Below are 24,825 nucleotides of genomic sequence, written 5' to 3'. Positions count from 1 at the left end.
CAACGCGCCCGGGTCCGCCGCCTCCTCGAACACGTGGAAGCCTCAGCACCGAGCGGCGACCGGCCGGTGGCCCCGGTCGGCGGCTTTGTCACTGTGAGCCGTAGTACAGCCGGAAGAACTCCTCCATCGCCGCGTCGACGCCGGCCCGGTCGCCGGTGGCGAGGAGGTCGAGAAGCAGGCCGCGGACGGTGGCGAGTCCCAGTCTGGCGCGGGTCCGCGCCACGGCGGGGTCCGTGCCCGTGGCGACCTCGGCGGCCGCGAGCGGTTCCAGCCAGTCCGTGACGAGCCCTTCCAGGATGGGGACGGCTTCGGGGCGGCCCCGCAGCGCGTGCCCGTAGATCTCGAAGAAGAGCCGCTCCTGACCGGCCAGCCGAGGGTCCGTCAACTGCTGCCACAACAGGCGCGCGACGTCCACGGGTGAGAGACCGGGCTCCAGGCGGAGACCGGAGAGCAGTTCGCGCTCGCGCCGCTCCGCCGTACGGACGATCTCGACGAGCAGCTGTTCCTTGGAGCCGAAGTAGTGGATCAGCATGCGATGACTGACACCGATCGCGGCGCCGAGGCGGCGCAGGCTCAGGTCCGCGATGCCGTGTTCGGCGACGTGGTCGACGGCCGCGTCCACCAGTCGAGCGCGCCGGTCCCGGTCCGTCGCGGGCGCGGTCGCTCCCTCGGGCCGCGCATCGTCCATGTACACCACGCCGCGAGTGTACCAATTGGTACACGATCTATGTACCGTGTGGTACATGAAGCCTGTCACCGTGTCGATCGATGTCCCGCACACGCCCGAGCAGGTCTACGACTTCCTCGACGTCATGGCTCACCACGAGCGCTTCACCGACCACTACCTGAGCAACTGGCGCTACGACGGCCCCGGCCGCGGCACGGGATCGTCCGCCACGGTCACCGCGGCTCTGGCCGGCACGAAGACGGACGTCACCATCGAGGTCGTCGAGGCCGACGCGCCACGGCGCATCGTCGAACGCAACGTCAGCGCGGCCGGCCGGCGGCTGGCCCACGGCACGCACACCATCGAGCCACTGCCCGCCGGTGGCAGCCGTGTCGCGTTCACGTACGCCTGGGTGCGTGCTCCTCTCGCCGACCGCCTGCTCGCGCCCGTCGTGCGGGCCACGATGCGGCGCGCCAACCGCACGGTCATGGGGCGCCTGGCCGCCGAGTTGGCTCGCCACGAAGCCGCTTCCTGATGCGTGGTGTCTCACCACAGGTCGCCGTCGCGTGCCCAGCGCATTCCGGAGGCTCCGTCGTCGGCCGCGCGTACGGCCAGTACCTGGTTCACGCCCATCGTGTTGCGTTCGAAGCCCACGGCGGAGGCGGCCATGTACAGCCGCCAGATCCGGGCCCGTGCGGGTCCGACGAGGCGCACCGCGTCGTCCCAGTTCTCCTCCAGCCGGGTCACCCAGGCACGCAGGGTCAGCGCGTAGTGCTCGCGCAGCGCCTGGACGTCGCGGACCTCAAGGCCGGCCTCTTCCAGGAGCCCGACGGTCATGCCGACCGGGGTCAGTTCCCCGTCGGGGAAGACGTACCGGTCGATGAAGCCGTTGAGCTTGTAGGCCTTCTCGCCGGGGACGGGGCGGCGGGCGATCTGGTGGTTGAGCAGGCGCCCGCCGGGCCGCAGCAGGCCGTGCAGTCGGCGGGCGTACGCGCGGTAGCCGGCCGTGCCCACGTGCTCGGCCATCCCGATCGAGGAGATCGCGTCGTAGGGGCCGTCGTCGACCTCCCGGTAGTCCTGCACCCGGATCTCGATGCGGTGCGACAGCCCCGCCCCGGCGATCCGTTCGCGGGCCGCGTACGCCTGTTCGGTGGAGACCGTCACGCCCACCACGTCCACCCCGTAGTGCTGGGCCGCGTGCAGCGCCAGCGAGCCCCAGCCGCAGCCGACGTCCAGGAGCCGGCCGCCCTTGGCGAGGTCGAGTTTGCGGCACACCAGGTCGAGTTTGGCGGCCTGCGCCCCCTCCAGGGTCGCGTCCGGCGCGTCGGGCCCGGATTCCCAGTAGGCGCACGAGTAGACCAGGGACGGGCCCAGCATCAGGGCGTAGAAGTCATTGCCGACGTCGTAGTGGTGGCTGATCGCGGCCCGGTCCCGGCGCAGGGTGTGCGCCGGACCCCGGCGGGGGACGACCTCCTCGGCGGGGCGCGGCGGCGGCAGCGGGTTGCCGACCAGGGGCAACACCTCGCGCAGCGCGGCCACCGCCGCCACCACCTGTCCGGCGGTGCCGGCTCTTCGCCGGGGCCCGGCCTCCTCGCTCCCGTCGGGGCCGGGCCGTACGTCCCGGTCCCAGAGCACCTGGGAGAGGCGGTCCAGTACGTCGTACAGGTCGCCCTCGACCGCCAGGTCTCCGCTGACCCAGCCCCGGGCCAGGCCGAGGTCGTCGGGCTGCCACAGCAGATGGCGCAGGGCCGTGCGGTCGCGCAGGACGAGTTCCGGGCCGTCGGTGGGTCCGGCGACACTGCCGTCCCATGCGCGAATCCGGACGGGAAGGGGCGCGCCCAGCAACTGGTGGGCACACCGGGCCAGGACGACTGCTGCCTCGGGCATGGATTTCCTTTCGGCCAGGAGCGCGACCCGCCCTCTCTCCGGAGCAGGATCGTGCCACGCGTGATCAGCGGCTTCGGCGTCGTAGGCGCCTCACCTGCTAAGGACAGGGAAACCTGACGCGATCCGCCGGGTCAGCGGGAACCTGTGCGTACGGCGGTGACGACCTCGGTGCGGGACCGCAGTCCGGTGCGGGCGAACAGCCGGGACAGGCGCTGGGCCACCGCGTCCTCGCTGAGCCTCAGTACGGCGGCGATCTGACGGTTGGTGAGCCCTTCGGCGATCAGGGTGGCCAGCAACCGCTCGTTCTCGGCGGTGGCCTGCTTGCGGCCGGGGCCGGTGAGGCCGGCTTCGCGCAGGGCGGTGCGGGTGTGGAAGCGCCACAGGGTGGCGCCGGTCGTGCCGAACAGCTCGTACGCCTCATGCAGCAGCTCGGCCGGGGCCGCACCCGCTTCGGCGGCCGCCAGAAGAGTGCTCGCCGTCTCGAACGGCAGCCCGCGGGAGCGGGCCAGGTCGACCGCCTCGCGCAGGTTCCCGAGGACGGCGTCGGGGGCTCTGTGCCGCAGGACCCGGGCCGAGGCCAGCAGATGCCGCAGCCGTGCGCGTCCGCTGCCGGTACGGTCGGCGATCCGTCCCAGGTGTTCCAGACAGGTCACCGCCTCGGCGGTGCGCCCCGTCTCGGCCGTCACCTCGGCGAGCAGCGCCCACAGCTCCTCGGTGTTGTGGATCTGCCCACTCGCCCGGACGCTGTCGAGTCCGCGGCGCAGTGTCGTCTCGGCGCCGTCCAGATCGCCGAGGGTTCTGAGCACGTCCGCCTCGGACACGTTCATGGAGTACTGCGGCGGTCCCTCCTCGGGGCCGCGTGTGCTGTCCAGCACCTGGAGTGCACTGGTCGTACGGCCACGGGCGAGGAGGATGGCCGCGGTCCGCGCGGGCAGCAGACGGGTGTCCGACGCGGGAGTCTGGACCTCGCGGTTCGCCAGCAGCCGGCGAGCCGACTCCATCGCCTCGTCCCACCGGCCCGCGAGGTGGTGCCAGAGGAACCGGCTGAGCGGGGGCAGAACCTCGACGGTCAACCCGCGGGAGTCCAGCAGGGCGTTGGCCGCGGGCAGGTCCCCGGCGCCGGCCAACTCGTCGAACATCGCCATGGCCAGCGCGTAGTCGGCGTCGGGGAGCAGCTCCGGGGCCTTCTGCATCGCCAGGGCTCGGCGGAACCGCTCCGGGCGGCCCAGTGCCAGTTCCGCCGCGGCGCTGAAGACCTCGGGCTTCGCACGGACGTGCGGGCTGGTGTTCCACACGGCTTCGTCCCGGGAGAGCACGTCGAGTGCCTCCCGCCATCTCCCCAGCCGGCACAGGGCCAGGCCCTGCCCGGTCACCTTGGCCAGGGCGGGCAGCGGCAGTTCGTCCCACCAGGGCGCGGTCGCCTGCCGGGACAGCGTCGGCCAGTTCATCTCGTTGGCCGTCGCCGCCACCAGCAGGCTGGCGGTCTGCTGCAGTGCCAGCGGGGTCATGGCCTCGCCCGGGTTGCGCAGCAACGCTTCGGCGATGGTCCGCCCGGTCCGGTAGTCGCCCGCCATGTAGGCGGCGCCGGCGTACCGCTGCAGGGCCAGATCGCGGGCGGCGGGCCGCTCGATGAGGCGGGCGGCGGCCCGCAGCCACCGGAGCATCCCCAGGCTGTCGAGTTCGGGCCGGGCCTGCTCTGCGGCGGCCGTCAACTCGGCTACGGCGCGTGTGCGGTCGACCAGGATGCCCGCGTCCGCGATGCGGTCGGGCAGGTAGGTCCACGCGTCCGCCTCTTCGAGGAGAGCCGCCGCCGGGCGCGGCGCCCGCCCGGCGTCCACCGCCTCCGCGTCGCCCCTGTCCGCGTGCGCCCAGAGCGCCTCCACCGCGACGGCGGACAGCCGGCTGCGCTCCATCGGCCTCAGCCGTTCCAGGACGGTGTGTGCCGTCAGTGGCAGGCGGAACGTCCAGCCGCGTACGTCGGTGCCGTCCGAGCCGGGCAGTTCGTCGACGATCCCCTCCTCGACCAGACCACGGAGGCCGTCGGCGACGGCGGCCTCGGACAGCCCGGTCGACGCCGCGATCATCTCCGGGACCGGCCGGCCGAGCGGCCACAGGATGCTCAGCGCCGCGGCGACCGTGCGACACGGCTCCCCCAGCGCGTCCAGCGCCGTGACGAACCGGTCGTCGGTGCGCAGCACTGGAATCGGCGTCCGTGTGGGGAGGAAGGCGTGGCCGTCGGCGACCCGGATGTCGCCCTGCCGCGTCCAGCCCGTGAGCAGGGCGTCGACCGCCCCGGGTATCCCGCGGGTGAACTCGCGTACCTTCCCGGCCAGCGCGGCGTCGGGCGTGGCCTGCAGGCGCGATGCCACGAGCGCGGTGGTGTCCTCGGGTCCGAGGCGGGACAGTACGACCGTACGGGCCCCTTGGGCGTCCGCCAGCCGTGCCACGGCCCCGCCCGGGCGGTCGCGGCCGGACGCCCGGTCCTCGTCGGCATCGTGCTCGCCGTGCCGCACCGCCGAGACCACCAGCCCGACATCGGCCGCGAGCCCCGGGAAGTCGAGCCGGCCGAGCACGGCCAGGGACGCGGCATCGGCGTGCTGGGCGTCGTCGACCAGGACGACCGCGGGCCGGCCCCGCGGCTCCGGGGCTGTCCTCGCGGACTGCGCGAGCGCGGCGCGGAGCAGGTCGCCCATCGCCGTCCGGTCGCCCCTGTCGACGGCGGACAGCGCCCGCGTGACGGCCACCGGCTGCTGCCCCACGCCGGACCGGTGCTCCTCCAGCGCCATGACCAGCCGCAGCGCCAGCAGCAGCGGCCGTTCCCCGTCGCCCGGAACACACCCCACCGGAAACACGGAAGTCCCCTGCGTACGCAACCGATCGCCGACGGTCCGGAGGAACGCGCTGCGTCCCCCTCCCCGTTCGCCGCGCACCAGCACCAGGCGCGGGCCGTGCGGGTCGGTCAGAAGACCAAAGATCTCGTCCGACTCACGCGCGCGGCCGATCAGGCGGTCGTTCGCCCGGTCCGGGCGGGCGGCCGAACCGCTGTACGCCGGTTCGTCGTTGCCGGGGCGCGTAGCCACCATCAGTGGGTCCTTCTTCGGGTGACCTGCGCCCGGCGGCCGGTGTGCACGGCCGTCTCCGGCTGACCCCCGCCCTGGCCTGATTCGTGTGCTGACATTATGACCGTCACCGCCGTGGTGATCTGCCGGGCGCGGTGACACGCGCTCCCTGGTGCAGGTCTTGTGCGGGACGGCCGTTCACCCCCGAAGTGGACGAGGACGAGCGAGGAGTCGTCGTGCAGCAGCACCGTGGACCCGTCATCGGCAGGGACGGTGAGGTCCGCGAGGTCGTGGAGGCCCTGTGCGCCGGCGGTGCGTCGGCGCGTGTCCTGCTGGTCACCGGCGAGGCCGGGGCGGGCAAGAGCGCCGTGCTGGAGGAGGCCCGGTACGTGGCGGGCCAGGAGGGCGCCAGGGTTCTGCGGCTCGGTTGGGAAGGCGCCGAGGGCACGGCCGACGTGACGCTCGTCGTGGACCCGGTCCGCGGCCCGGTCGTCAGGGACCTCGAGGACTGCCCACTGCGTCTCCCCGCGTCCCGTCGGGCGCAGTTGCGCACCGCCGAGCACCACGGCGGGGTGGCCACCCTGTCCGCCCTGAGCGAGGCACTGACGGAGGCGTCGCGCCAGGCGCCGTACGCGTTGGTCGTGGACGGCGTCGAGCGCATGCCGCAGTCCATCGCCGAGTCCCTGGGGCTGCTGCTGCGGATCTTCCGCCCGCGGGGCGTACCGGTGGTGATGGCCGGCCGGCCCGGGCTCACGGCACACGCGGGCGGCTCCCCTCTGACGGCCGCGGCCGACCGGGTGCTCGAACTGCCGCCGTTGCAGCCGGCCGACGTCGCCGCGCTCGTCGCCGCACGGGTCGCCGAGCGGTTCGGCCGTCCGGCCGAACCCGCGGTGGCGGACGCCGTGTCACGTGCGCTGGGCACGCTCCAGGGCAATCCGCGGGCGGTGCTGTCGGTGCTGGGTTCACTGGACGAGAGCGGCTTGCTGGAGCTCGACGGCCGGCTGTCCCTGACGGTTCCGGAGCGAGGGCTGCGGTTGACCACGGAGCCGGCCGAGCTGATCCGGTTCGGCTGGCCCGACACGACTCCGTCGCCCGAGACCGTCGAGGCGGCGATCGTCACCGCCCGTGTGCTGGACCACGTCGAAGTGCGGTTCGAGGACGTGCTCAGACTGACGCCGTCGGCCGACGCGCGGGCCGTCGAGGGCAAGCTGGACCGGCTGGTCGGGGACCGGGTGCTGACCGTGGACCTGGACGGCCGGCTGTCGTTCGCCGTGCCGGCGCTCGCCGCCGCCCTGCGGACCCTGCCCACCTGGCGCGATGTGCCGGGGGTGTACGCGCGGCTCGTCGCCCCGGTGACGCGACGGCTGGGAGCCGAGGCCACGGGCAGCGGTTACCCCCGGCTGGCCGATCACGTCGCAGCCGCCGGCCGGCGCCTCGACGACGGGCTCGCCGTACCGCTGCTGTTGGCCGCGGCCCGCGAGGAGGCCCGGGCGGACTGGCCCCTGTCGGTCCGCGCGTACGCCGCGGCGCTACGACGGCTGGCGCCGCGGGACCGGCGGACGCCCGGCGTGCTCCACGAGGCGAGCAGCCTGAGCCTGCGGCACGGCGACCACTCCGGACTCCTGGCGATCGGCGAGCCGCTGCTCGGCTGCCTGGCCGCACCGCACGTCGAGAACCCCGACGGCCTGGAGACCATGGCCGGCGCGTGGGTTCTCGCGGCACTCCACGAACACCGGTCCCCGTACGCCGAGGACGCCGATCCCCGGTACGGCAAGGCACTGGAACGGCTGCCCGCGGCGGCGGGGCTGGCGGAACTCGGCGGGCTCTACGGCATCGGGCCGGTGCTGCCCCGGCCGGGGGCGGGTGCGCGTACCGGGCCGAGCACGGCACCAGGCACCGCATCGGCCACCGGTTCGAGCACCGATCCCGACACCGCCTCGACCACCGATCCCCACACCACTTCGGGCGCCGATCCGGGCACGGCCCCGGGCACCACACGGGACACCGCATCGGTCACCGATCCGGGCACGACCTCGGGCACCATACGGGACACCGCCTCGGACACCGCCCCGGACACCGAACTGGGTTCCGCCCCGGCCACCGATCCGGGCACCACACGGGACACCGCCCCGGACACCACACGGGACGCCGCATCGGTCACCGATCCCGGCACCACCTCGGACACACAACCGAACATCGCCCCGGGCGCTGCCCCAGGCACCCCGGCGGACACCGCCCCAAGCTCCGATCCGGAACGCTGCTCAGCGGGTCCGTTGCCCTCTCCCGCCGAAGTGCGTCTGATGGCCGCCGCGGTGGGCGGCGATGCCGAGCTGTGGCGGGCGCGGCAGGCCCTGCCGGGCGACGCGCTCGACGAGCGGGCCCTCGAACGGCTGCGCGGCGCCGCCGCCCACGGAGACCTGGCCGCTGCTTTCGCCGCCGTCCTCGGTGAGCGTTACATCGCGGTGGGAGACAGTACCGCCACCCGGTACAGGGGCATGGTGCGCGACTACCTGACCGGTGACTGGGACGCCGCACTGGCGACTGCGCGGCGGATCGAGGTGCGGAGCCGGTCCGATGCCACGGCGGGCGCCGCCCAGTTGGCGCGGGCGCTGGCCGCCGAGATCCACTGCATGCGCGGGGACGTCGTGCGCGCCCGTGCGTGGCTCGAGCGCATACCCGACTCCTTCACCCATCCGCTGGTGACCCGGGCGGCGCTGGGCGTCCGGTACTGGTCGGGCCGGGTGGAGGAGGCGTTGGAGGGGGCGTGGCACGACGTGCGGCAGGCACGCAAGAGCGGCCTGCTCGCCGGGGTGGAGCGGGTGCTGCTGCGCATCCTCTCGCTCGCCGCGCTGGAGGACAGACCGCAGACGGTCCGTCGGGCCCTGGAGGAGTTGGAGGCACTGCACGAGGAGGTGGCGGCGCCCATGACCCACGAGGCGGTACTGATCGGGCGGGGCATGGCGCACCACGACGCGGAGAGCGCGCTGACCGCCTACCGGATGCTGAACCGTCGCGAAGACGTCCATCTCCGGGTGGTCTGCTGCCAGTGCCTGACGGAGGTCGCCGACGATCCCCGGCCGTGGCTGGCGGAGGCGGCACGGGACGCGCACCGGCTCGGCATGGGGCGGCCCGTCCGCACGGGGCTCATGCGTGCCGCGCAGCGGCGGAACGTGTCGCTGCCAAGGCTCCGCGCGGCCAGGGAGACGTTGACCGAACTCGACGTCGAGCTGGTGCGCATGGTGAGTGCGGGTGCCACCAACCGGCAGATCGCGGTGAGCCTCGCCTGCAGCGAGAAGACGGTGGAACAGCGGCTGACGCGGCTGTTCCGCCGCACCGGGTGCCGCTCCCGGGCCGAGCTGGCCGCTGCCTGGCTGGACGGGAACCTGTCGCGGCTGCGGCATGATCCGCCGGACAGGCCCTGAGCGCCCTGTGCGTCGCCGGCGTGAGCCGCGTCAGGTGCGTGGCGGTGCCAGGGTTGCCGGGATGGGGCCGTCGGGGCGGACGGAGATGCCGTACTGCGTCTTCGTGGGGGTGGAGGCGAGGGTGAGGGTGTGGGCGGGCAGCAGGTGTTCGAGCAGGACGGTCGACTCGCGGAGGGCGAACTGCAGGCCGAGGCAGGCGCGGGGGCCGATGCCGAACGGGTAGTAGGCGCCCGGGTGGGTGGGGCGGCCGTTCGGGGTGGTGAAGCGTCGGGGGTCGAAGTGCTCCGGGTCCGGCCAGAGTTCGGGGTCGCGGTGCGTGAGGTACGGGCAGATCAGGAGGTCGGTGCCCGCCTCCACGGCGTAGCCGGCGAGGGTGTCGTCCTCGGCGGCGTGGCGGGTCAGGATCCACGCGGACGGGTAGAGCCGGAGCGTCTCGTGGATCAGGGCCTGGATGGCCTGGCGGCGCTGCGCCGAGCCTTCCTCACCGGCGGCGAGTGCTTCTTCGCGGGCGGCGGGGTGACGGTCGAGGAGCAGGTGGAGCCAGGTCAGGGTGGTGGCGGTGGTCTCATGCCCGGCAGCGAGCAGGGTGACCAGTTCGTCGCGGATCAGCCGGTCGGTGTACTCGGGGCGTTCGGTGGCGGCGTCGGTCAGGACGTGCAGCAGGCCCGGGCCGTCGGGGCCGGGCGGCCCGCTGCGGGCGGCCTCGACGGCTCGCCGGGCGACCGCGTCGATCCGGGCGAGGTCGTCGCCGACGGCATCGCGGGCGTCGGCGGCGTCGGCGCCGGCGGGCAGCGTCGGAAGGACGGCCGCCACGGCCTGTACGGCGGCCAGTTCGCGCTCGGTGTCGTCGTCGAGGGGGTGCCCGGTCAGGGAGCGCCAGATGGCGTCCAGGGCGAAGCGGTACATCTCCTGCCCGACGTCGATGGTCCGCCCGGTGCGCGCGTACCCGGCCCAGCGTTCGGCGGTGAGACGGGCGGCCTCGGTGATCCGCTGGTCGTAGCGGCGCATCCCGGTACCGGTGAACTGGGACTGCAGCAAGCGGCGTTGACGCTTCCACGCCTCACCGGTGGCGGCGAGGACGCCGTCGCCGATCAGCAGCCGGGCACGGTGGGAGCGCTTGACGTACTGGTCCGGGTGCCGGGCGAGGACGTGCTGCACCGCCTGGGGGTCGGTGACGAGAACGGTGGGCGTCGGCCCGAGCCGGAACGCGGCGACGCCGCCGACCCGCTCGCGCACCTGGGTCAGCAGGTCGACCAGTTCGCCTCCCTCCGCACGCCACCGCTGAACGAGTCCGGGTTCGGCTTCGGGGACCGGCCGCCGCGCCACGGGAACATCCGGATGGGAGCCGAGACCGGCTTGGGTGTCCATGTTTCCTCTCCTGGTCAACCACTGGGCTCGGCCGTACGGAGCACCGGCAGCACGGATTGTACGGGAGCGGGTACAGCCGGTCACAGCGCGCCCCGTGCCGCCCGGCACAGGCCTCGCCGATCAGCCGCTCACCGCCCGCAGGGCTCCTGGCCTGCGGCCGTTGAGTCGGTCGAGCGCGGTGCCGTGGCCTCGTCGGCCGGGATGTGCACGACCAGGCGCTGGCCCTCGTCCGGGAGCGCGAGCGTCTCGTACGACAGGCGCAGGCGGCCCGCCTCGGGGTGGTCCACGAGTTCGGTCCCGAACCGGGTGGGCGGGGCCGGAGCGGCGGAGAGCCGGTCGCCGAACGACGGCCCGGCCGCTTTCAACTCCTCGGCCAGGGCGGTCACATGAGGGTCGTGCAGCGAGGTCTCATGGAGCAGATGGGCGACCTGCTCGTCGGCCAGCCTGTCCCATCCGGGGTACGCCGCGCGGGCCCGGGCATCGGTGAACAGGTACCGCACCATGTTGGGTGGGTCGCCGTCGAGCAGGCCGAGCGGGCCGGCGTACCGCTCGTAGCCCTGAAGGGCGTCGCCGAGGGCGGCGAGGACCTGGGGTGAGGGGTTGCGGTCGCGGCCCTGTTCGAGTCGGGTGAGGTACTCGACGCTGATGTCGGCGAGGGTGGCCAGCTCGGCCCGGCGCAGCCCCGGCGTGCGGCGGCGAGAGCCCGTGGGCAGGCCCACCTCGGCGGGGGTGACGGCCTCACGTCGGGTGCGCAGGAAGGTGCCCAACTCGTTGTCGTTCACCTGTCGAACCGTACAACGCGTGCCGCCGCGGAGGATGGCCCTGCCACTACCACTCTCCGCCCGGCCACTGGGAACTCGACCCCTTTCACTCGGCGGTCGACTTCACGGTCCGCCACCTCGGGATCGCCAAGGTGCGCGGCCGGTTCACCGACTTCAAGGCCGGGCTGTACGTCGGTGAGACCCTCGACGACGTGCGGGTGACCGCCGAGGTCGCTCTTGCCTCCATCGACACCGGGAACTCCGACCGCGACGCGCACACCCTCTCGGCCGAGTTGCTCGACGTGGAGAAGCGGCCGACGATGACGTTCCGGTCGACGCATGTGTCCGGGGAGGGCGAGGACTGGACGATGGCGGGTGACCTGACCATCGGGGACGTGACCCGCCCGGTCACGCTGGCCGTCGAGTTCGGCGGGGTGGTGGAACACCCTCTGGACCGGAGGAAGCACGCCGGGTTCGAGGCGACGGGTGAGATCCGGCGCAGCGACTTCGGGCTGGACTTCGGGTCCGGGCTCCTCGGCGATGCCGTCAAGATCCACCTCGACATGCAGTTCGTCGGACCGCAGGGCCAGGCCGGCTGACGCCGGCACGGTGTGGCACCCCTCGGGGTGCCACACCGTGCCAAATCCAACAGTCAACTGGTCCTGTCGGGCGCGGGTGCGGTGAGACCCCCCGGGCCAGGCCGGAGCATCGCCTTGTAGAGGGCCTCGTGCTCGGGTGAGGCGGGCAGCGGGCCGCGGGCGGGGGCCTCGAAGGACTGGATGAACAGGGCGACGACACGGCGCCAGGCGTCGGGGGCGGCGTCGCCGGTGGCGTTGACGACGCCGGCGTTGGCCATGTGCATCAGCACCAGGTCCGAGGGATCGAAGTCCTCGCGCAGCCGGCCGGTGGCCTTGGCGCGGTCGATGAGCCGCACCATGCCCTCGTACGCCTCGTTGCGGCGCGCCTCGAGCGCCTTGGCGGTGGGGAAGGTCGTGGTCAGCACGTCAGCGAAGCCGTAGTCGGTGGCCTGCATCGCGCAGGCGGTCTCGATGTAGCCGACGAACCCGTGCCAGGGGTCGGGGTCGTCCAGGGCGACGGCGACCGCCTCGGCGTAGGCGTCCATGCGGTCGGCGAAGACGGCGGCGACCAGCTCTTCCTTGGTGGGGAAGCGGCGGAAGATGGTGGCGATGCCCACGCCCGCCTCGCGGGCCACGGAGGCCATGGAGGCGTTCAGCCCGTCGCGTGCGAACACCCTGCGGGCGGCGGCGACGATGCGCTCCCGATTGCGCTCGGCGTCGCTGCGCAGCGGCTGAGCGGCGGTGTCGTCGGAGTACTGGGCGCCAGGCGTCATACCGCCCACCCTACCAACCGGATTGCCCTATCCATTTTTGGTGGTAGCGTGGCCACGTCGAACCGGATAGCCCTATCCGGATCTCGAATCGGATAGGGCTATCCGGATAATCCCCGCCTCCTGCACCTCACGTTTCTCGAAAGGATCGCTGTGACCAGCATCGCCATCGTCGGAGCCGGCCCCCAGCTGGGCCTGGCCATCGCCCGCACCTTCGGCTCCCAGGGCCTGGACGTCGCCCTGATCTCCCGCAACCGCAGCAAGCTCGGCGACCTCGTCGGCACCCTCACCGCCGAAGGCATCACCGCCGCCGCCTTCCCCGCCGACGTCCTCGACCGCGACGCCCTCACCCAGGCCCTCAAGGACGCCGCCACGCAGTTCGGCGGGATCGACGTCCTGGAGTACTCCCCGCTGGGAACGTTCGGCTCGGTCGTTCTGACCACTCCCGCCGAGAGCGACCCGTCCGATGTGCAGCACGAAATCGAGTTCCAGCTGTACGGAGCCATGGCCGCCACGAAGGCGGTGCTGCCCGCGATGCGCGAGGCCGGCACGGGCACCCTGCTCTACACCACCGGCGCCGGCTCCCTCGACCCCCTGCCCGTGGTCGGCAACGTCAACGCCGCCGCGGCAGCGCTGCGCAACTGGGCGGTCAACCTGCACAAGGAGCTGGACGGCACCGGCATCCAGGCCGCCCACGTCGGCATCGACGTGTCGATCGGCACCGCCATCATCCCCGGCCGGCCGGTGATCCAGCCCGAGGACATCTCCCCCGTCTACTGGGAGCTCCACACCACCAGGCGCGACCAGGCCGAACTCGTCTTCAAGGGCTGATCGCACGGGCCCTCTCCTCCACCTCTGATCGCGCCGCGGCGTATACGGGCGCCGCGGCGCGATCGAAGCCTTCGGCTCCCACGGCCTCGACGCCGTCCTGATCTTGCGCGACCGCGACAAGCTCGACGACCTCGTCGGCACGCTCACCGCAGAAGGCATCACCGCCGCCGCCTTCCCCGCCGACGTACTCGACCGCGACGCCCTCGCCCAGCCCCTCAAGGACGCCGCCGCCCTCCGCCACCACCCACCGCGACCAGGCCGAGCGCTTCTTCCGCGGCTGACGTCACAGCCGCGCCGTACGTCAGCCTTCGGCCGGCGGCCTGTGGACGATCTCGCCGGTCTCGGCGTCGGTCACCTCCCACCCGAGCCGGTCGGCGATTCCCCGTGCCAACGTCAGGGCGGCCTCCCGCGCTGGTCGGTCGGAGGCGGAGACCAGCTCCACCGAGTTGGCGCGCTCCGGCAACATGCCCTCGCGAACCGCGTAGTTGCCGGCCGGGTCGCACTCCGCGATCGCCGCGTGCAGCCATTCCCGGCCGTCCTCCGCCCGGAAGCAGGCGAGGTCCGTCCGACGCAGGCCGGGCTGGGACTCCAGGTACGCGGCCAGCGCCGACGCCGGGACACTGCCGGCGTAGTGACCGTCGGAACGAACCGTCAGATAGCTGTACACGTGGGCATCCTGAGTGGGCGGTCTATTCGGCGTCGAGTTGATGGTCGGCCCAGACGTAGCTCTCGGGCAGCAGGTCGGTGACGGGGACGGTTCGGATGCGATCGGCTTCGCCGACGATGACCTTGAGGGTGGGGAAGTAGTCGAGAAGGACCTGACGGCACCGGCCGCACGGGGGAACGACTCCCCGTTCGCGGTCGCCCACGGCGACGATCGTGTCCAGCTCGTAGGCACCTTGGGCGGCTGCCGTGCCGATGAGGACCAGCTCGGCGCAGGGGCCTCCCGTGAAGTGGTAGGCGTTCACCGCCGTGACGATCCGGCCGTCCCGGGCGCGGCCCGCGGCCGCCATGGTGTGATTGTCACCCCGGCAGCGCGTGCGAGCGACGTGCGCCGCGGCCTGGATGAGTTCATGGTCGACGGGGTGGGTCTGCGCGGTCATCTTCTCTGCCTTCGTCAGGTGTCAGCAGACGTTGACCCGAGTGACGACGGCGCGCAAGCGAATATCGGCGGCGCGCTTGGCACATCGGATGCCGCGTCGGGCGGGAGACACTCCACTGGAGGGGGCAGAAATGACCGTATAGGATCGATTTGTTCCGTCGTCGTGCGGTACGGCACGCGAGGAGGCTCGGACGGGTATGGCAGATCCCGTAGGTCCCACAGGTACGGACGCTCAACGCATCGACGTCCACCAGCATGTGATTCCTCCCGACCGCGCCCGTGCCATCACCGCCCGTGCCGCGGCCGTCGCGTGGCCCGCGCCCGCGTGGGACCAGGCGAGCGCGCTCGCCATGATGGACCGGCGGTCGATCACCACCGGTGTGCTGTCGTACGCCGCGCCGCTCGCCGGCCCGGACGACCCCGCCGGAGCGCGCGAAGTGGCCCGCGGTGTCAACGAGTTCACGGCCGAGCTGGTCAAGAACCGGCCGGACCGCTTCGGTCACTTCGCCGCCCTGCCGCTGCCCGACGTGGACGGCGCGCTCGCCGAGGCGGCGCACGCTCTTGACGAACTGCAGGCGGACGGCGTGATGGTCCTGTCCAACATCCACGGCCGGTATCTGGGCGACCCGGCGTTCGAGCCGCTGTGGGCCGAACTCGACGCCCGCTCCGCCGTCGTCCTCGTCCACCCGACCGCACCCTCGGGCGCTCCCCTCCCGGAAATACCCCCTCCGCTGGCGGACTTCCCCTACGACACGACCCGCACCGCCCTGCACCTGACCATGCGGGGCGTGCCGCGCCGGTACCCCCGGATGCGGATGATCCTTCCCCACGCCGGCGGCTTCCTGCCGTACGCCGCGACCCGCTTCGCCCTCGCCGCCCGCCTCCCCGACGGCGCGGCCCCCGGGGCCCCGAGCGGAACCCCCGAGGAGCTCCTCGCCGACCTGCGGCGCTTCTACTTCGACACCGCCCTCTCCGCCGGCCCCTCGACCCTGCCCTCCCTGCTCGCCTTCGCCGAGCCCGAACACATCCTGTACGGCAGCGACTTCCCCATGCTCCCCGAGGACTGGGGCATCGGCTTCGACACCGCCCTCGACGAGTACGCGCACTGGGAACCCGGCCGACTGCACGCCGTCAACCGCGGCAACGCCGAACTCCTCATCCCACGCCTCGCCCACGCGCCCGTACCGTAGGCGGCGCCCAGCGGCCGGAGTGAGCCGCGTCGCGGTCCCGGCGGTCTACTGCGGGACGAAGACCGTGAGCCATTCCGCGTCGCGTGGCCGGTACCCGTGGCGATCCCACAGTCCTGACGCGATCGCCGGGACGTGACCGGCTCCGTAGACGACGGCCACCCGGATCGGCTCGTGGCCGCGCTCCGCGTGGATCTCGCCGAGCGCGTCGAGCAGACGCCGGTCGCGCCGGTCGGTCATCGCGTGCTGTACGGGATTGTCGGCCATCATCTCCGCCCGCAGCGTCGACGGCAGATCCTCGACCTCCAGGTCCTCATCGAGGAAGGCGCGCGGACCGCGCAGTGCGAACACCAGGCCCATCACGGGCGCGAAGACCATGAGCAGCAGGTACATCCACCGCGGCAGCGTCTTCAGGTCGGCGATCGCCTCCGCCGCGGTCACGTCCGGGTTGACCACCGGTACGCCCTCGGGCAGCAGCAGGTCGTCGCGCTGCTCCTGCAGGCCGTTGCGCCGCCGGCGCGGAGCGAACCGATAGGCGAGCGTGAGGGTGCTCACGCCGACCGAGTTCCCCCGGATTCCCTCCATGACGATGAGGTCGCATTCCCTGAGTCTCCTGCGGACCTGGGAGTAGAACGTCGGCGAGGCCACATGCATCATCGGGAAGATCACGAACTCGAGCGGCGTCCCCCTCCGCCTCATGGTGATCACAGCGGATCTGACGGCGTACCCGGTCACCTCGACGATCTGCATGACTCCCCCCGCGAACGCTGCCGGTCTCCCCTCCACCCACACCGGAACACGAGCCCGCCCAGGGCCGTGGTTCCGTACCGGCGTGGAGTGCTGGTCGGACGAGAGGATGAGCCGCCGATGACGCCGTCAGCGTGATGTGCGGCCCTGACCGCAACCGTCGGGGGCTCCGCGCACCTCCTGTCCCGCAGAACCACAACAAGCCGCTGAGGAGACCGACATGACGACCACCGCCTCCGAACACAGCGTCCCCCGCGCCTACATCGACCTCTACGCCGTCGACACGGCCGAGATCTTCTGGCCGGACCCGGCCGACCCGCACGAGGACATGGACCAGCTGCTGCCGCCGCCGAACCCCGCCCAGCGCCTCAGCTTCGCCATCAGCTCCCGCGACCGGCGACGCATCGACCTGCACGCGGCCCTGACCACGGCCGGAATCCCACCGCGCCCCGAGGACCGCGACGCCATCGACCAACTCAGCGCCCTGTCCGACAGCGTCAACACCGCCCTCCAGCGCTGGCTCCACCACAGCGTCTGACCGCACGGCACGACATCGTCCCGGTGCGCGCGCCTCTCGCCGTCGACACGGGCGCGCGCACGACGACCGCCTCACCGGCTCGTCAGTCGGTGAGTACGGCGGTGCGGTGGATCCAGTCGGTGCCATGGGACGCCCCGTGCATGAAGGCGGCGACGTCCGCGCGGCTGATCGTCGGATTGCCCTTCATCGGCAGTCGGTCGTCCGCGCGGAACGTGCCCTTGGCGGGGCCGTGGGTGAGCCGGGTCGGGTAGACCAGGGTCCAGTCCAGGCCGCTGGAGCGGATGTGCTCGTCCGCGAGCGCCTTGTCCGCGTAGATCGACCGCAGCAGCGTGCGGTAGATCAGCTTCTGCGGGGCGCTCGACCAGTCGTAGGTGTGCCCGACGCCGAACGACGACAGCCACACCAGCCGGGACACACCCGCCTCCTGTGCCGAGCCGATGACGGCGGCGGCGGAACGGGTGAAGAGATCGCCCGCACGCACCGAAGTACCCGCGCCGAGCGCGGAGATGACCGCGTCCCGCCCGGCCACCGCCGCGGAGACGTCACGCTGTGACGTGGCGTCACCGGTGGCAAGCGTGACCCGGTCGGCCAGATCACCGAGGGCCGCGGGGTTGCGGACGAAGGCCGTGACGGAGTCACCGGATCGCAGGGCCAGATCGACGAGGTGGCGGCCGGTGGGGCCGGTCGCGCCGAGGATGAGCAGCTTCATGACGGGGTCCTCCGTGAGTGCGGGGAGCAGTGCGAGCGCAAGAGTAAGCGGACAGCTGTCCGCTACGGGAAACGTAACGGACAGCTGTCCGCTTAGCAAAGCCGGCCGGGGCTGGGGCGGCGAGGACGTCCCCTATCGCCGCCCGGGCGCCCCCGCGCGCAAGCCGTCCATGATGAGGTCCAGCAGGCGGGTGGCGCGGGGCTGCCAGTCGCTCTGGGGGTCGATCTGCCAGAGGCCGCCGATCGCGAGGACGAAGTCGTCGGCGGTGACGCCCGGGCGGATGGTGCCGGCCGCGTGATTGGCGTCGAGGAGTTGCGCGATGGACGCGATCACCACCTCGTAGCCCGGCCGCGAAGGGCTGCCCGTCGCGCTGGTCGCCTGGCGCAGGGCGTCGGCCAGGCCGGTCTTGGTCATGGCGAACCGGGCGAGGTGGTCCATCCACTCACGCAGGGCCCGGGCGGGATCTCCCACCTGCAGGAGCTCCGTCGCGCTGTCGGTGAGCTGCCGTACCTCATGGCGGTGGACCTCCAGGACGAGCGCCTCGCGACTGGGGAAGTTGCGGTAGAGCGTGCCCTGTCCGACCCCGGCCTTCTTGGCGATCGCGCTCAGCGGGGCGTCCGGGGAGCGCGTCAGCTCGGCCAGTGCCACCTCCAGGATGCGTTCGCGATTGCGTTGCGCGTCCGAGCGCTGGGGTCCGTCATCCTTCGGCGCCACTCGCCCTCCTCCGGGCTCACGCCTGAACCCTCCTGACCCAGGGGACATGCCTCCCGGTGACCGGTAACGGACTACTGTCCGGTTGGCCCCACCCTAGTGGCGGGCCCCCTCACGGCCGGAGCCGGGAGGCCAGCCCCTCGAAGTAGCCGCGGTGTACGGCGGTCAGGTCGACCTGCTCGGGGTCCAGCAGCCACAGCAGGTGGGCGCCCTCGAGGAAGGCGGCCGTCTCCATGGCCAGGACGGCCGGGTCCAGGTCGGTGCGGGCCGAGCCGGCGGCCGCGGCACGCGTGAACAGGGCGGTCAGATGGGTTCGCAGCGCCCGGCCGCGGTCCCGGAACCAGGTGTGGAGGACCGAGCCGGGCTCCAGGTTCTCCGCGGTGAGGGTGGTGTGCAGGGCCGTCAGCTCACGTTCGGCGGCGGCGGTGTGCTCGGCCTCCCGGACGAACCAGCCGAACGCCTGCTCCAGGGTGGGTTCGGCGTCGTGCGTGACGGAGAGCCGCTCCAGGGCGCGTCGGTCGGCCTCCTCCAGGACCGCCTGGACAAGTCCGTCCTTACTGCCGAAGTGGTGGATGAGGGCGGAGGGGGTGGCGCCGGCGCGTTCGGCGATGGCGGCCACTCCGGTGCCGCGTACGCCTTGCCGCGCGAACAGTTCGATCGCCGCGTCGACCATCGCGCGGCGACGCTCCACGCCGCGCTTCTGTACCTGCCCCTTGACTCCGACCATGCCGATCAGGGTGCCCGTGCGGAGCCGTGGCGTCCAACCCGAGCGGGGCGGGAAATCCGGTGCGCGTCCTCACCGGAACCATTATCTTGAACGACCATGCAGGAAAATGAGCTGAAGAACGAGTACGACGAGTACCTGGTGGGCCGCGAGCGGATCGTCCGCGTGGACGGGCTCGAGTTGTGGGCGGAGGACTTCGGCGATCCGGACCACCCGACGGTGCTGCTGGTCATGGGCGCGCAGGCGCAGGGCGTGCAGTGGAACGACGGCATCGTCCGTCGTCTGGTCGAGGGGGGCCTGCGGGTCATCCGCTACGACCACCGCGACGTCGGGCGCTCTTCCACCGTCGACTTCGCCGCCCGGCCGTACACCGTGGCCGACATGGCCTGCGACGCGCTCGCCGTGCTGGACGCGTTCGGGGCCGAGCGAGCCCACATGGTGGGCGCGTCCCTCGGGGGCCTCATCGCCCAGCGGCTGGCCGTCACCCACGCGCACCGGGTGCTGACCCTGACGAGCCTGTCGTCCCAGCCCCTGGGCACGGACACGGCGGCGGCGGTGCAGCGCGCCCTGGCGGGGGCGCCGCCGGTTCCGGGCGAACTGCCCCCGCCCACGCCCGAGTTGCTGGCCGCGCTCGTCTCGACCTTCCCGGAGCCGGAGGCGGGCCTGGAGGAGTACCTCGCCGCCCGGCTGCCGCTGTGGCGTGTGCTGCACGGGCCCGTGCTGCCGTTCCACGAGGACGAGTACCGCGCGATGGAGCGGCGGGTGTACGAGCGGGCGCGCGATCTGCAGGCCGCGCTCCATCACACCTTCGCCGGAGCCGCCGGCACGGGCTCCACGGCGGAACTGGCCTCCGTCGGCGCGCCCACGCTGGTCCTGCACGGCACGGAGGACCCGATGTTCCCGCCGGCGCACGCCGAGGCCACGGCCGCCGCCGTTCCCGGCGCCCGCCTGGTCATGATCGAGGGCATGGGCCACACGCTGCCCACGGCACTGGACCACCGCCTGGCCGACGAGATCCTGCACCACACCGGGCGGGCATGACGAACCCGGCAGGGAGCCGAAATCCGCTGGAGGGCGCGTTTTACGCGCTCCTATAGTGGCCCGCATGCGCACGTCCTACCCCCGAACCTCTCATTTGCCCTGGTCACCAGGTGTCTCCGCGGACGATGTGCGGGCCGTCGGGGTGAGCGGGTTCGCCGGGCGGGAGGTCGTGGTCACCGAGAAGCTCGACGGGGAGAACACGACGCTGTACGCGGACGGGCTGCACGCGCGGTCCGTGGATTCCGGGCACCACCCGTCGCGGGCGTGGGTCAAGGCGCTGCAGGGGCGGGTGGGGGCTCGGATCCCGGCGGGGTGGCGAGTGTGCGGGGAGAACCTGTACGCGCGGCACTCGATTCCGTACGACGGTCTGGAGGGGTACTTCTACGGGTTCTCCGTGTGGGACGAGCACGACCGGTGCCTGGGCTGGGACGAGACCGTGCGGTTCCTGCGGGGGCTCGGGGTGCCGGTGCCGCCGGTGGTGTGGCGGGGGGTCTTCGACGAGCGGGCGCTGCGGCGGCTGCGCGTGGAGACCGGGCGGCAGGAGGGGTACGTCGTCCGGACCGTCGAGGGGTTCACGCTCGGGGACTTCGCCGGACGGGTCGGCAAGTGGGTGCGGGCGGGGCATGTCACCACGGACACGCACTGGATGCACTCGGCCGTCGTGGCGAACGGCCTCGGCCCGGCGGCCGCGCTGTGGGCCGTACGGTCCGGTGCGGCGCCGGACGGGGAGGCGCTCGCCGGACATCTGGGGGCGGCCGACCCGGACGCGGACGCGGCCGCCGAGGCGGGCGCGCGGCTGGACGCGCTGGGGCGCGGCGGGGACGTACGGCTGGCGGGCGTGCTGGCCGCGCTGCTGCACCGCACACCTCGGGCGTCGCTGATGAGCCGGGCCGCGGGGCCGCTGGGCGTGCCGCTCGCGCGGCGGGTCGCCGATCTGGTGGGTCTGCACGCCGCACTCCAGCGACCGTACCCGGACGCGGAGCGGCGGGCCGGGCTCGTACGGATGTCGTTCGCGGCCGATCTGGGGGTCCTGCATGCCGTCGCGGGGGCGGTCGCGGAGGACGGCGGGTCGCGCGAGGAGGTGGAGTGGTCCGCGCTGCACGCGCAGGAGTCCGGGCTGTTCGGCGAGGCGCCGCTCGGGCCGCTGCGGGCCGGGCTGCGCGACGCGCTGCGGCGCGACGGCGTGGGCGGCGAGGCGGCGGACCGCTGCTGGGCGGAGGCACGGGAGGCGTACGCCCAGGGGCGGGTCCTGACGGTGGAGGAGGCCGTCGCGGCGACCTGGCGGTGGCGTGGCGGGGACTTCCCCCGGCTCGTCCACCTGGTGGGGCCGTCCGGCAGCGGCAAGAGCGCCTTCGCGGCGCGGCTGAAGGGCGTTTCGGCGTGCGTGGCGCTGGACGGACTGCGCGAGGCGCGCGGTGCGCGGGCGGACCAGAAGGCCAACGGGGAGGTGCTGCGGGAGGGCCTCGACCGGCTGGACCGGGCGCTCGGGGCCGGTGGCACGGTGGTGTGGGACGCCACGTCGCTCAATCCGCACCAGAGGTCCCTGGTGCACGCCGTGGCGCGCCGGCGTGACGCCCTGGTCACGCACGCCGTGCTGCTCGCGGACGAGGACGAGCTCCTGCGGCGCAACGCCACGCGTGCGCATCCGGTGCCGGCGGGTGTGCTGGCCGGGCAGCTGCGCCGGTTCGTGCCGCCGTATCCCGGCCAGGCGCACCGCACCTGGTACGTGGGCGCGGACGGGACCGTCGAGGACCGCGACGGCACACTGGAGGGGGAGGACGCCTGATGCGTACCAGTGAGGAGATCTACCACCGGGTGCGCTGGGACGCGCGTTTCGACCCCGCGCGGTTCGTGCTCGGCATCCATCAGCGTGGCGCCGCGCCCAAGCGGGTGCCGCTGCCGGCGTTCGTGCCGGGTGGCGAGATCCCCTGGCACCGGGTGCTGTTCGTGGAGGCGGACGGCGAGCTGGTGTGGGACCGCGCCACGGGTGTGGACCGCATCGACGCGTCCGGCGCCGGACGGGTGCGCGAGGCGCGGCGGCTGCGGGCGCCGTTCTTCACGGCGCGCACCCCGCACCTGTGGGACGCGGCCGCCGGACGGTGGAGCCCCGCGGCGCCCGTGGCGCGGGAGGCGGGGCCAGGGGCGGACCGGGTGCGGGTGCTGACCTGGAACACACTGTGGGACCGCTACGACAGCCACCGCATCGACACCGCCGGGCGCCGGCCGCTGCTGCTGGCGGAGCTGGAGCGCGCCGACGCGGACGTCATCGCCCTGCAGGAGGCCGAGGCGGAGCTGCTGGCCATGCTGCTGGACACGGCATGGGTACGGGCCCACTACACCGTCGGCACCGACCCGTACGGGAAGGACGTCGACGACTGCGGGCTGATCCTGCTCAGCCGGCTCCCCGTACGGGAGGCGGCGCTGCATGTCCTCGGGCCGCACAAGGCCGTCACCGCGGTCGTCGTGGACACCGCGTCGGGACCGCTGACCGTGGCCGCCACCCATCTCACCAGCGACCACTCCGAGAACGGGGCGGCCCGGCGCGGCGCCGAACTCACCCGGCTCGCCGAGGGGCTGGCGGGCGTGGAGGGGGGCCTGGTCCTGGTCGGCGACTTCAACGACGGCGGACCCGGCCCGGCGCGCACGCTCGGCATGCTCGACGCCTGGACCGAGACGTACGGGCCGGACGACCACTCCCCCACCTTCGACCCCGGCGTCAATCCGCTGGCCGCCGTCTCCTCCCTCACCGGCCGCGCCTCCCGCCTCGACCGCGTCTTCGTCCGCCCCGCCGACGGGCCGCGCGTGACCGGCACGGTGCTGCTCGGCGACTCGCCGACCCCGGAGGGGCTGTACGTCTCCGACCACTACGGGGTCGCCGCCGACCTGTACTGCGGCGCCGGCACGCCCGTCGACGTGCTCGACGTCGCGCCGACACCGCGTACGGCACTGGCCTGGGTGCCGCCGCGCGAGCTGTGGCCGGCGATCCAGGACGTGCGCCGGGACCACGACGTGCAGATCCGGCGCTGGCCGCCGCACGTCAACGTGCTGTTCGGGTTCGTCCCCGAGTCGGACTTCGAGCGGGCGGCACCGCTGCTGGCCAGGGCGGCCGCGCAGGTCGCGCCGTTCACGGCACGGCTGGACGGCGTGCACACCTTCGCCCACCGGCACGCCGCCACCGTATGGCTGGACCCGGCTGCGGACGACGAGACGCCGTGGGCGGAGCTGTGGCAGGCGCTCGTGCGGCGCTTCCCACGCTGCCATGGCCGCCATGAGGGGTTCACCCCGCACCTGAGCCTGGGCCGCACCGGCGACCCGCACGCCGTCGCCGTCGACTGCGCGGCGCGCCTCTCCCCGCTGACCGCCCGGGTCGGCTCGCTCGTCCTGCTGTCCCGGCGAGGCGACGAACCCATGCGGGCGCGGGCCACGGTCGCCCTCGGCACCGGCGAGGTGCGCTGGCTCGGCGAGCCCGCCGTCGGCCGGCCCGACCGGGGTTGGGAGGACTGGGCCGCGCCCGCCTCCGACGCGGGCGCCCCACCCGCCGGCGACGACGCCGTGGCCGAGCGGATCGTAGGGCGTCTGGCGGACGCGCTCGGCGAAGGCGTCGTCCATCTCGCCGGGTCGCGGCGCATGGGCTGCGCGTTGGAGGGGGCCGACCTGGACGTGGTGGCGGCGCTGTCCGGCAGCGTGGACCTCGCGGCCGTACGGGAGCGGGTCACGGCGGCGCTGCCGGACGCCGAACGGATGCGGGAGGTCGTCGGCGCGCGCGTGCCGGGGCTGCGGTTCCACGTCGACGGGCTCGACGTGGACCTGGTGGTCGTGGCCACGGGGCCCCTGCCCGCGCAGGAGGCGGTGGCCCGGCGGGCCGAACTGGGTGAGGCCGCCGCCGTCGCGCTGAGCGCGGTGTCCGACGCGGACGCCGTCCTGGCCGCCGTGAGCACGCATGCGGCGGGTGCGGGCGGGCTCTCGCGGTTCACGGAACTGGCCCGGGGCGTGAAGGCCTGGGCGAGGGCACGGGGGCTGGACGCGGCGCCCTTCGGCGGGCTGCCCGGGGTGGCGTGGGCGGTTCTCGCCGCCCGCACGGTGCGGGAGTCGCCCGAAGCGGCGGACGCCGATGCACTGCTGCGGCGGTTCTTCGGCACGTGGGCCGCGTGGGACTGGCGCGAGCCCGTCACCCTCACCGGTCTCGGCGGCGGTCAGGAGGACCGCGCGGGCGCCCTGACCGTGATGACGCCCGGCGCGCCCGTGCGGTCCTGCACCGAACAGGTCGGCCCGGGCGGCCTCGACCTGCTCGGCCAAGAGCTCTACCGGGCCTGGGAGACCGTGGAGGCGGCGGCCGACTCCGGTACGGATCCCTGGCCCGAACTGCTGTCCCCGCCGCCCCTGCACCGGCGGCACGCCGCGTGGGCCGTGGTGACCGTCCTGCCCCGGCGGGCGGAGGACTTCGACGAGCTCAACGGGCGGGTACGCGGGCGGATGCGGGCGCTGCTCGGCGCCCTGGAGGACGCGGGGGTCAAGGACGCCCAGCCCTGGCCGCGGCCCCTGGTCCCCGCGCCCGCACCGGCGTCCCGCGAAGGGGCGGCCGGCGCGCGGTACGCGATCGGCCTCGGGCGCACTCCCCTGAGCGCCGAGCGGCTCGCCGAGATCGCCGGCCGGTGGGTCACGGGCCTGCCGGGGGTCGAGGTGACCCACGTCGAGGGCGGGGCGATTCCCACACTGCGGTGAT

At 73.5% G+C, this 24,825-nt stretch carries 20 protein-coding genes and 2 pseudogenes; 9 read left to right on the top strand and 13 right to left on the bottom strand.

The genetic code is table 11. From position 1 onward, the window contains the following. Positions 1-88: 88 nt before the first annotated feature. Entirely contained in the window at positions 89-688 is a 600-nt protein-coding gene (locus tag ACIRF9_RS21010) for a TetR/AcrR family transcriptional regulator (RefSeq protein ID WP_403824627.1), read from the bottom strand. A gap of 55 nt (positions 689-743) precedes the next feature. Here ACIRF9_RS21010 and ACIRF9_RS21005 point away from each other — a divergent pair, with 55 nt between their 5' ends. Beyond that, positions 744-1,202 (top strand): SRPBCC family protein, encoded by a 459-nt coding sequence (locus ACIRF9_RS21005; protein ID WP_403824132.1) that lies wholly within the window; start codon positions 744-746, stop codon positions 1,200-1,202. 11 nt (positions 1,203-1,213) lie between these two features. Here the strand turns inward: ACIRF9_RS21005 and ACIRF9_RS21000 are convergent, their stop codons facing one another. Continuing rightward, entirely contained in the window at positions 1,214-2,554 is a 1,341-nt protein-coding gene (locus ACIRF9_RS21000) for a class I SAM-dependent methyltransferase (protein ID WP_403824129.1), read from the bottom strand. A 131-nt stretch (positions 2,555-2,685) separates the two neighbouring features. Next, the gene (locus tag ACIRF9_RS20995; RefSeq protein ID WP_403824126.1) at positions 2,686-5,637 is read right to left on the bottom strand and encodes an AAA family ATPase; all 2,952 of its coding nucleotides are present in this window, start codon (positions 5,635-5,637) and stop codon (positions 2,686-2,688) included. A 212-nt stretch (positions 5,638-5,849) separates the two neighbouring features. On the opposite strand from ACIRF9_RS20995, the gene ACIRF9_RS20990 reads away from it, so the two are divergent. After that, on the top strand, positions 5,850-9,035 hold the full coding sequence (locus ACIRF9_RS20990) for an AAA family ATPase (protein ID WP_403824123.1): 3,186 nt from the start codon (positions 5,850-5,852) through the stop codon (positions 9,033-9,035). A gap of 30 nt (positions 9,036-9,065) precedes the next feature. Here the strand turns inward: ACIRF9_RS20990 and ACIRF9_RS20985 are convergent, their stop codons facing one another. Beyond that, positions 9,066-10,403: a cytochrome P450 gene (locus tag ACIRF9_RS20985; protein ID WP_403824120.1), complete on the bottom strand. Its 1,338-nt coding sequence runs from the start codon at positions 10,401-10,403 to the stop codon at positions 9,066-9,068. Between the two features lie 120 nt (positions 10,404-10,523). Beyond that, positions 10,524-11,185 (bottom strand): annotated as a pseudogene (locus ACIRF9_RS20980) (helix-turn-helix domain-containing protein). Positions 11,186-11,219: 34 nt separating this feature from the next. Between ACIRF9_RS20980 and ACIRF9_RS20975 the strand changes: the two are divergent. Continuing rightward, a pseudogene (locus ACIRF9_RS20975) lies at positions 11,220-11,763 on the top strand (YceI family protein). Between the two features lie 53 nt (positions 11,764-11,816). Here the strand turns inward: ACIRF9_RS20975 and ACIRF9_RS20970 are convergent. Further along, positions 11,817-12,515: a TetR/AcrR family transcriptional regulator gene (locus ACIRF9_RS20970; RefSeq protein WP_403824117.1), complete on the bottom strand. Its 699-nt coding sequence runs from the start codon at positions 12,513-12,515 to the stop codon at positions 11,817-11,819. Positions 12,516-12,665: 150 nt separating this feature from the next. Here ACIRF9_RS20970 and ACIRF9_RS20965 point away from each other — a divergent pair, with 150 nt between their 5' ends. Continuing rightward, complete coding sequence (locus tag ACIRF9_RS20965) at positions 12,666-13,343, top strand: SDR family NAD(P)-dependent oxidoreductase (RefSeq protein ID WP_403824114.1); 678 nt, start codon at positions 12,666-12,668, stop codon at positions 13,341-13,343. On the opposite strand, the gene ACIRF9_RS20960 is transcribed toward ACIRF9_RS20965, so the two are convergent. The 3 genes from ACIRF9_RS20960 to ACIRF9_RS20950 are packed head-to-tail and all read right to left on the bottom strand — an operon-like array spanning position 13,333 to position 14,446. After that, a complete protein-coding gene (locus ACIRF9_RS20960) occupies positions 13,333-13,587 on the bottom strand; it encodes a hypothetical protein (RefSeq protein WP_403824111.1) in 255 nt (84 codons plus the stop codon). The two genes, ACIRF9_RS20965 and ACIRF9_RS20960, sit on opposite strands and share 11 nt — an antisense overlap. Before the next feature lie 57 nt (positions 13,588-13,644). Then, positions 13,645-14,010 carry a hypothetical protein gene (locus ACIRF9_RS20955; protein WP_403824109.1) on the bottom strand — a complete coding sequence of 122 codons (366 nt, stop codon included), beginning with the start codon at positions 14,008-14,010 and terminating at the stop codon, positions 13,645-13,647. A gap of 22 nt (positions 14,011-14,032) precedes the next feature. Continuing rightward, complete coding sequence (locus tag ACIRF9_RS20950; RefSeq protein WP_403824106.1) at positions 14,033-14,446, bottom strand: cytidine deaminase family protein; 414 nt, start codon at positions 14,444-14,446, stop codon at positions 14,033-14,035. A gap of 196 nt (positions 14,447-14,642) precedes the next feature. On the opposite strand from ACIRF9_RS20950, the gene ACIRF9_RS20945 reads away from it, so the two are divergent. Beyond that, positions 14,643-15,635, top strand: a complete 993-nt coding sequence (locus tag ACIRF9_RS20945) for an amidohydrolase family protein (RefSeq protein WP_403824103.1) — start codon at positions 14,643-14,645, stop codon at positions 15,633-15,635. A gap of 45 nt (positions 15,636-15,680) precedes the next feature. Here ACIRF9_RS20945 and ACIRF9_RS20940 read toward each other — a convergent pair whose 3' ends face one another. Further along, positions 15,681-16,382 carry a hypothetical protein gene (locus tag ACIRF9_RS20940; RefSeq protein WP_403824100.1) on the bottom strand — a complete coding sequence of 234 codons (702 nt, stop codon included), beginning with the start codon at positions 16,380-16,382 and terminating at the stop codon, positions 15,681-15,683. Positions 16,383-16,599: 217 nt separating this feature from the next. On the opposite strand from ACIRF9_RS20940, the gene ACIRF9_RS20935 reads away from it, so the two are divergent. After that, the gene (locus ACIRF9_RS20935) at positions 16,600-16,917 is read left to right on the top strand and encodes a hypothetical protein (protein WP_403824097.1); all 318 of its coding nucleotides are present in this window, start codon (positions 16,600-16,602) and stop codon (positions 16,915-16,917) included. An 82-nt stretch (positions 16,918-16,999) separates the two neighbouring features. On the opposite strand, the gene ACIRF9_RS20930 is transcribed toward ACIRF9_RS20935, so the two are convergent. From ACIRF9_RS20930 to ACIRF9_RS20920, 3 genes are all read right to left on the bottom strand, one after another. Beyond that, entirely contained in the window at positions 17,000-17,626 is a 627-nt protein-coding gene (locus ACIRF9_RS20930) for an NAD(P)-dependent oxidoreductase (RefSeq protein ID WP_403824094.1), read from the bottom strand. 132 nt (positions 17,627-17,758) lie between these two features. Continuing rightward, positions 17,759-18,388 (bottom strand): TetR/AcrR family transcriptional regulator, encoded by a 630-nt coding sequence (locus ACIRF9_RS20925; protein WP_403824091.1) that lies wholly within the window; start codon positions 18,386-18,388, stop codon positions 17,759-17,761. A gap of 61 nt (positions 18,389-18,449) precedes the next feature. Beyond that, positions 18,450-19,064 carry a TetR/AcrR family transcriptional regulator gene (locus ACIRF9_RS20920; protein WP_403824089.1) on the bottom strand — a complete coding sequence of 205 codons (615 nt, stop codon included), beginning with the start codon at positions 19,062-19,064 and terminating at the stop codon, positions 18,450-18,452. Positions 19,065-19,160: 96 nt separating this feature from the next. On the opposite strand from ACIRF9_RS20920, the gene ACIRF9_RS20915 reads away from it, so the two are divergent. From ACIRF9_RS20915 to ACIRF9_RS20905, 3 genes are all read left to right on the top strand, one after another. After that, positions 19,161-20,102: an alpha/beta fold hydrolase gene (locus ACIRF9_RS20915; protein ID WP_403824086.1), complete on the top strand. Its 942-nt coding sequence runs from the start codon at positions 19,161-19,163 to the stop codon at positions 20,100-20,102. A 64-nt stretch (positions 20,103-20,166) separates the two neighbouring features. Then, a complete protein-coding gene (locus tag ACIRF9_RS20910; RefSeq protein ID WP_403824083.1) occupies positions 20,167-21,888 on the top strand; it encodes an RNA ligase family protein in 1,722 nt (573 codons plus the stop codon). Next, positions 21,888-24,824, top strand: a complete 2,937-nt coding sequence (locus tag ACIRF9_RS20905; RefSeq protein WP_403824081.1) for a poly(A) polymerase — start codon at positions 21,888-21,890, stop codon at positions 24,822-24,824. Before ACIRF9_RS20910 ends, ACIRF9_RS20905 begins: the two co-directional genes overlap by 1 nt. Position 24,825: the final 1 nt, after the last annotated feature.

This window comes from Streptomyces sp. NPDC096132, from assembly GCF_044763345.1.
Classification (GTDB): Bacteria; Actinomycetota; Actinomycetes; order Streptomycetales; family Streptomycetaceae; genus Streptomyces.
Note: the sequence above shows the minus strand (reverse complement) of the source record. Positions and strands in the feature narration are given on the sequence as shown.

Bases quoted from the DNA above. Each gene is read 5' to 3' on its own strand.
- ACIRF9_RS21010 (WP_403824627.1), bottom strand. From the start codon at position 688: ATGGACGATGCGCGGCCCGAGGGAGCGACCGCGCCCGCGACGGACCGG.
- ACIRF9_RS21005 (WP_403824132.1), top strand. From the start codon at position 744: ATGAAGCCTGTCACCGTGTCGATCGATGTCCCGCACACGCCCGAGCAG.
- ACIRF9_RS21000 (WP_403824129.1), bottom strand. From the start codon at position 2,554: ATGCCCGAGGCAGCAGTCGTCCTGGCCCGGTGTGCCCACCAGTTGCTG.
- ACIRF9_RS20995 (WP_403824126.1), bottom strand. From the start codon at position 5,637: ATGGTGGCTACGCGCCCCGGCAACGACGAACCGGCGTACAGCGGTTCG.
- ACIRF9_RS20985 (WP_403824120.1), bottom strand. From the start codon at position 10,403: ATGGACACCCAAGCCGGTCTCGGCTCCCATCCGGATGTTCCCGTGGCG.
- ACIRF9_RS20970 (WP_403824117.1), bottom strand. From the start codon at position 12,515: ATGACGCCTGGCGCCCAGTACTCCGACGACACCGCCGCTCAGCCGCTG.
- ACIRF9_RS20950 (WP_403824106.1), bottom strand. From the start codon at position 14,446: ATGACCGCGCAGACCCACCCCGTCGACCATGAACTCATCCAGGCCGCG.
- ACIRF9_RS20945 (WP_403824103.1), top strand. From the start codon at position 14,643: ATGGCAGATCCCGTAGGTCCCACAGGTACGGACGCTCAACGCATCGAC.
- ACIRF9_RS20940 (WP_403824100.1), bottom strand. From the start codon at position 16,382: ATGCAGATCGTCGAGGTGACCGGGTACGCCGTCAGATCCGCTGTGATC.
- ACIRF9_RS20935 (WP_403824097.1), top strand. From the start codon at position 16,600: ATGACGACCACCGCCTCCGAACACAGCGTCCCCCGCGCCTACATCGAC.
- ACIRF9_RS20930 (WP_403824094.1), bottom strand. From the start codon at position 17,626: ATGAAGCTGCTCATCCTCGGCGCGACCGGCCCCACCGGCCGCCACCTC.
- ACIRF9_RS20925 (WP_403824091.1), bottom strand. From the start codon at position 18,388: ATGTCCCCTGGGTCAGGAGGGTTCAGGCGTGAGCCCGGAGGAGGGCGA.
- ACIRF9_RS20920 (WP_403824089.1), bottom strand. From the start codon at position 19,064: ATGGTCGGAGTCAAGGGGCAGGTACAGAAGCGCGGCGTGGAGCGTCGC.
- ACIRF9_RS20915 (WP_403824086.1), top strand. From the start codon at position 19,161: ATGCAGGAAAATGAGCTGAAGAACGAGTACGACGAGTACCTGGTGGGC.
- ACIRF9_RS20910 (WP_403824083.1), top strand. From the start codon at position 20,167: ATGCGCACGTCCTACCCCCGAACCTCTCATTTGCCCTGGTCACCAGGT.
- ACIRF9_RS20905 (WP_403824081.1), top strand. From the start codon at position 21,888: ATGCGTACCAGTGAGGAGATCTACCACCGGGTGCGCTGGGACGCGCGT.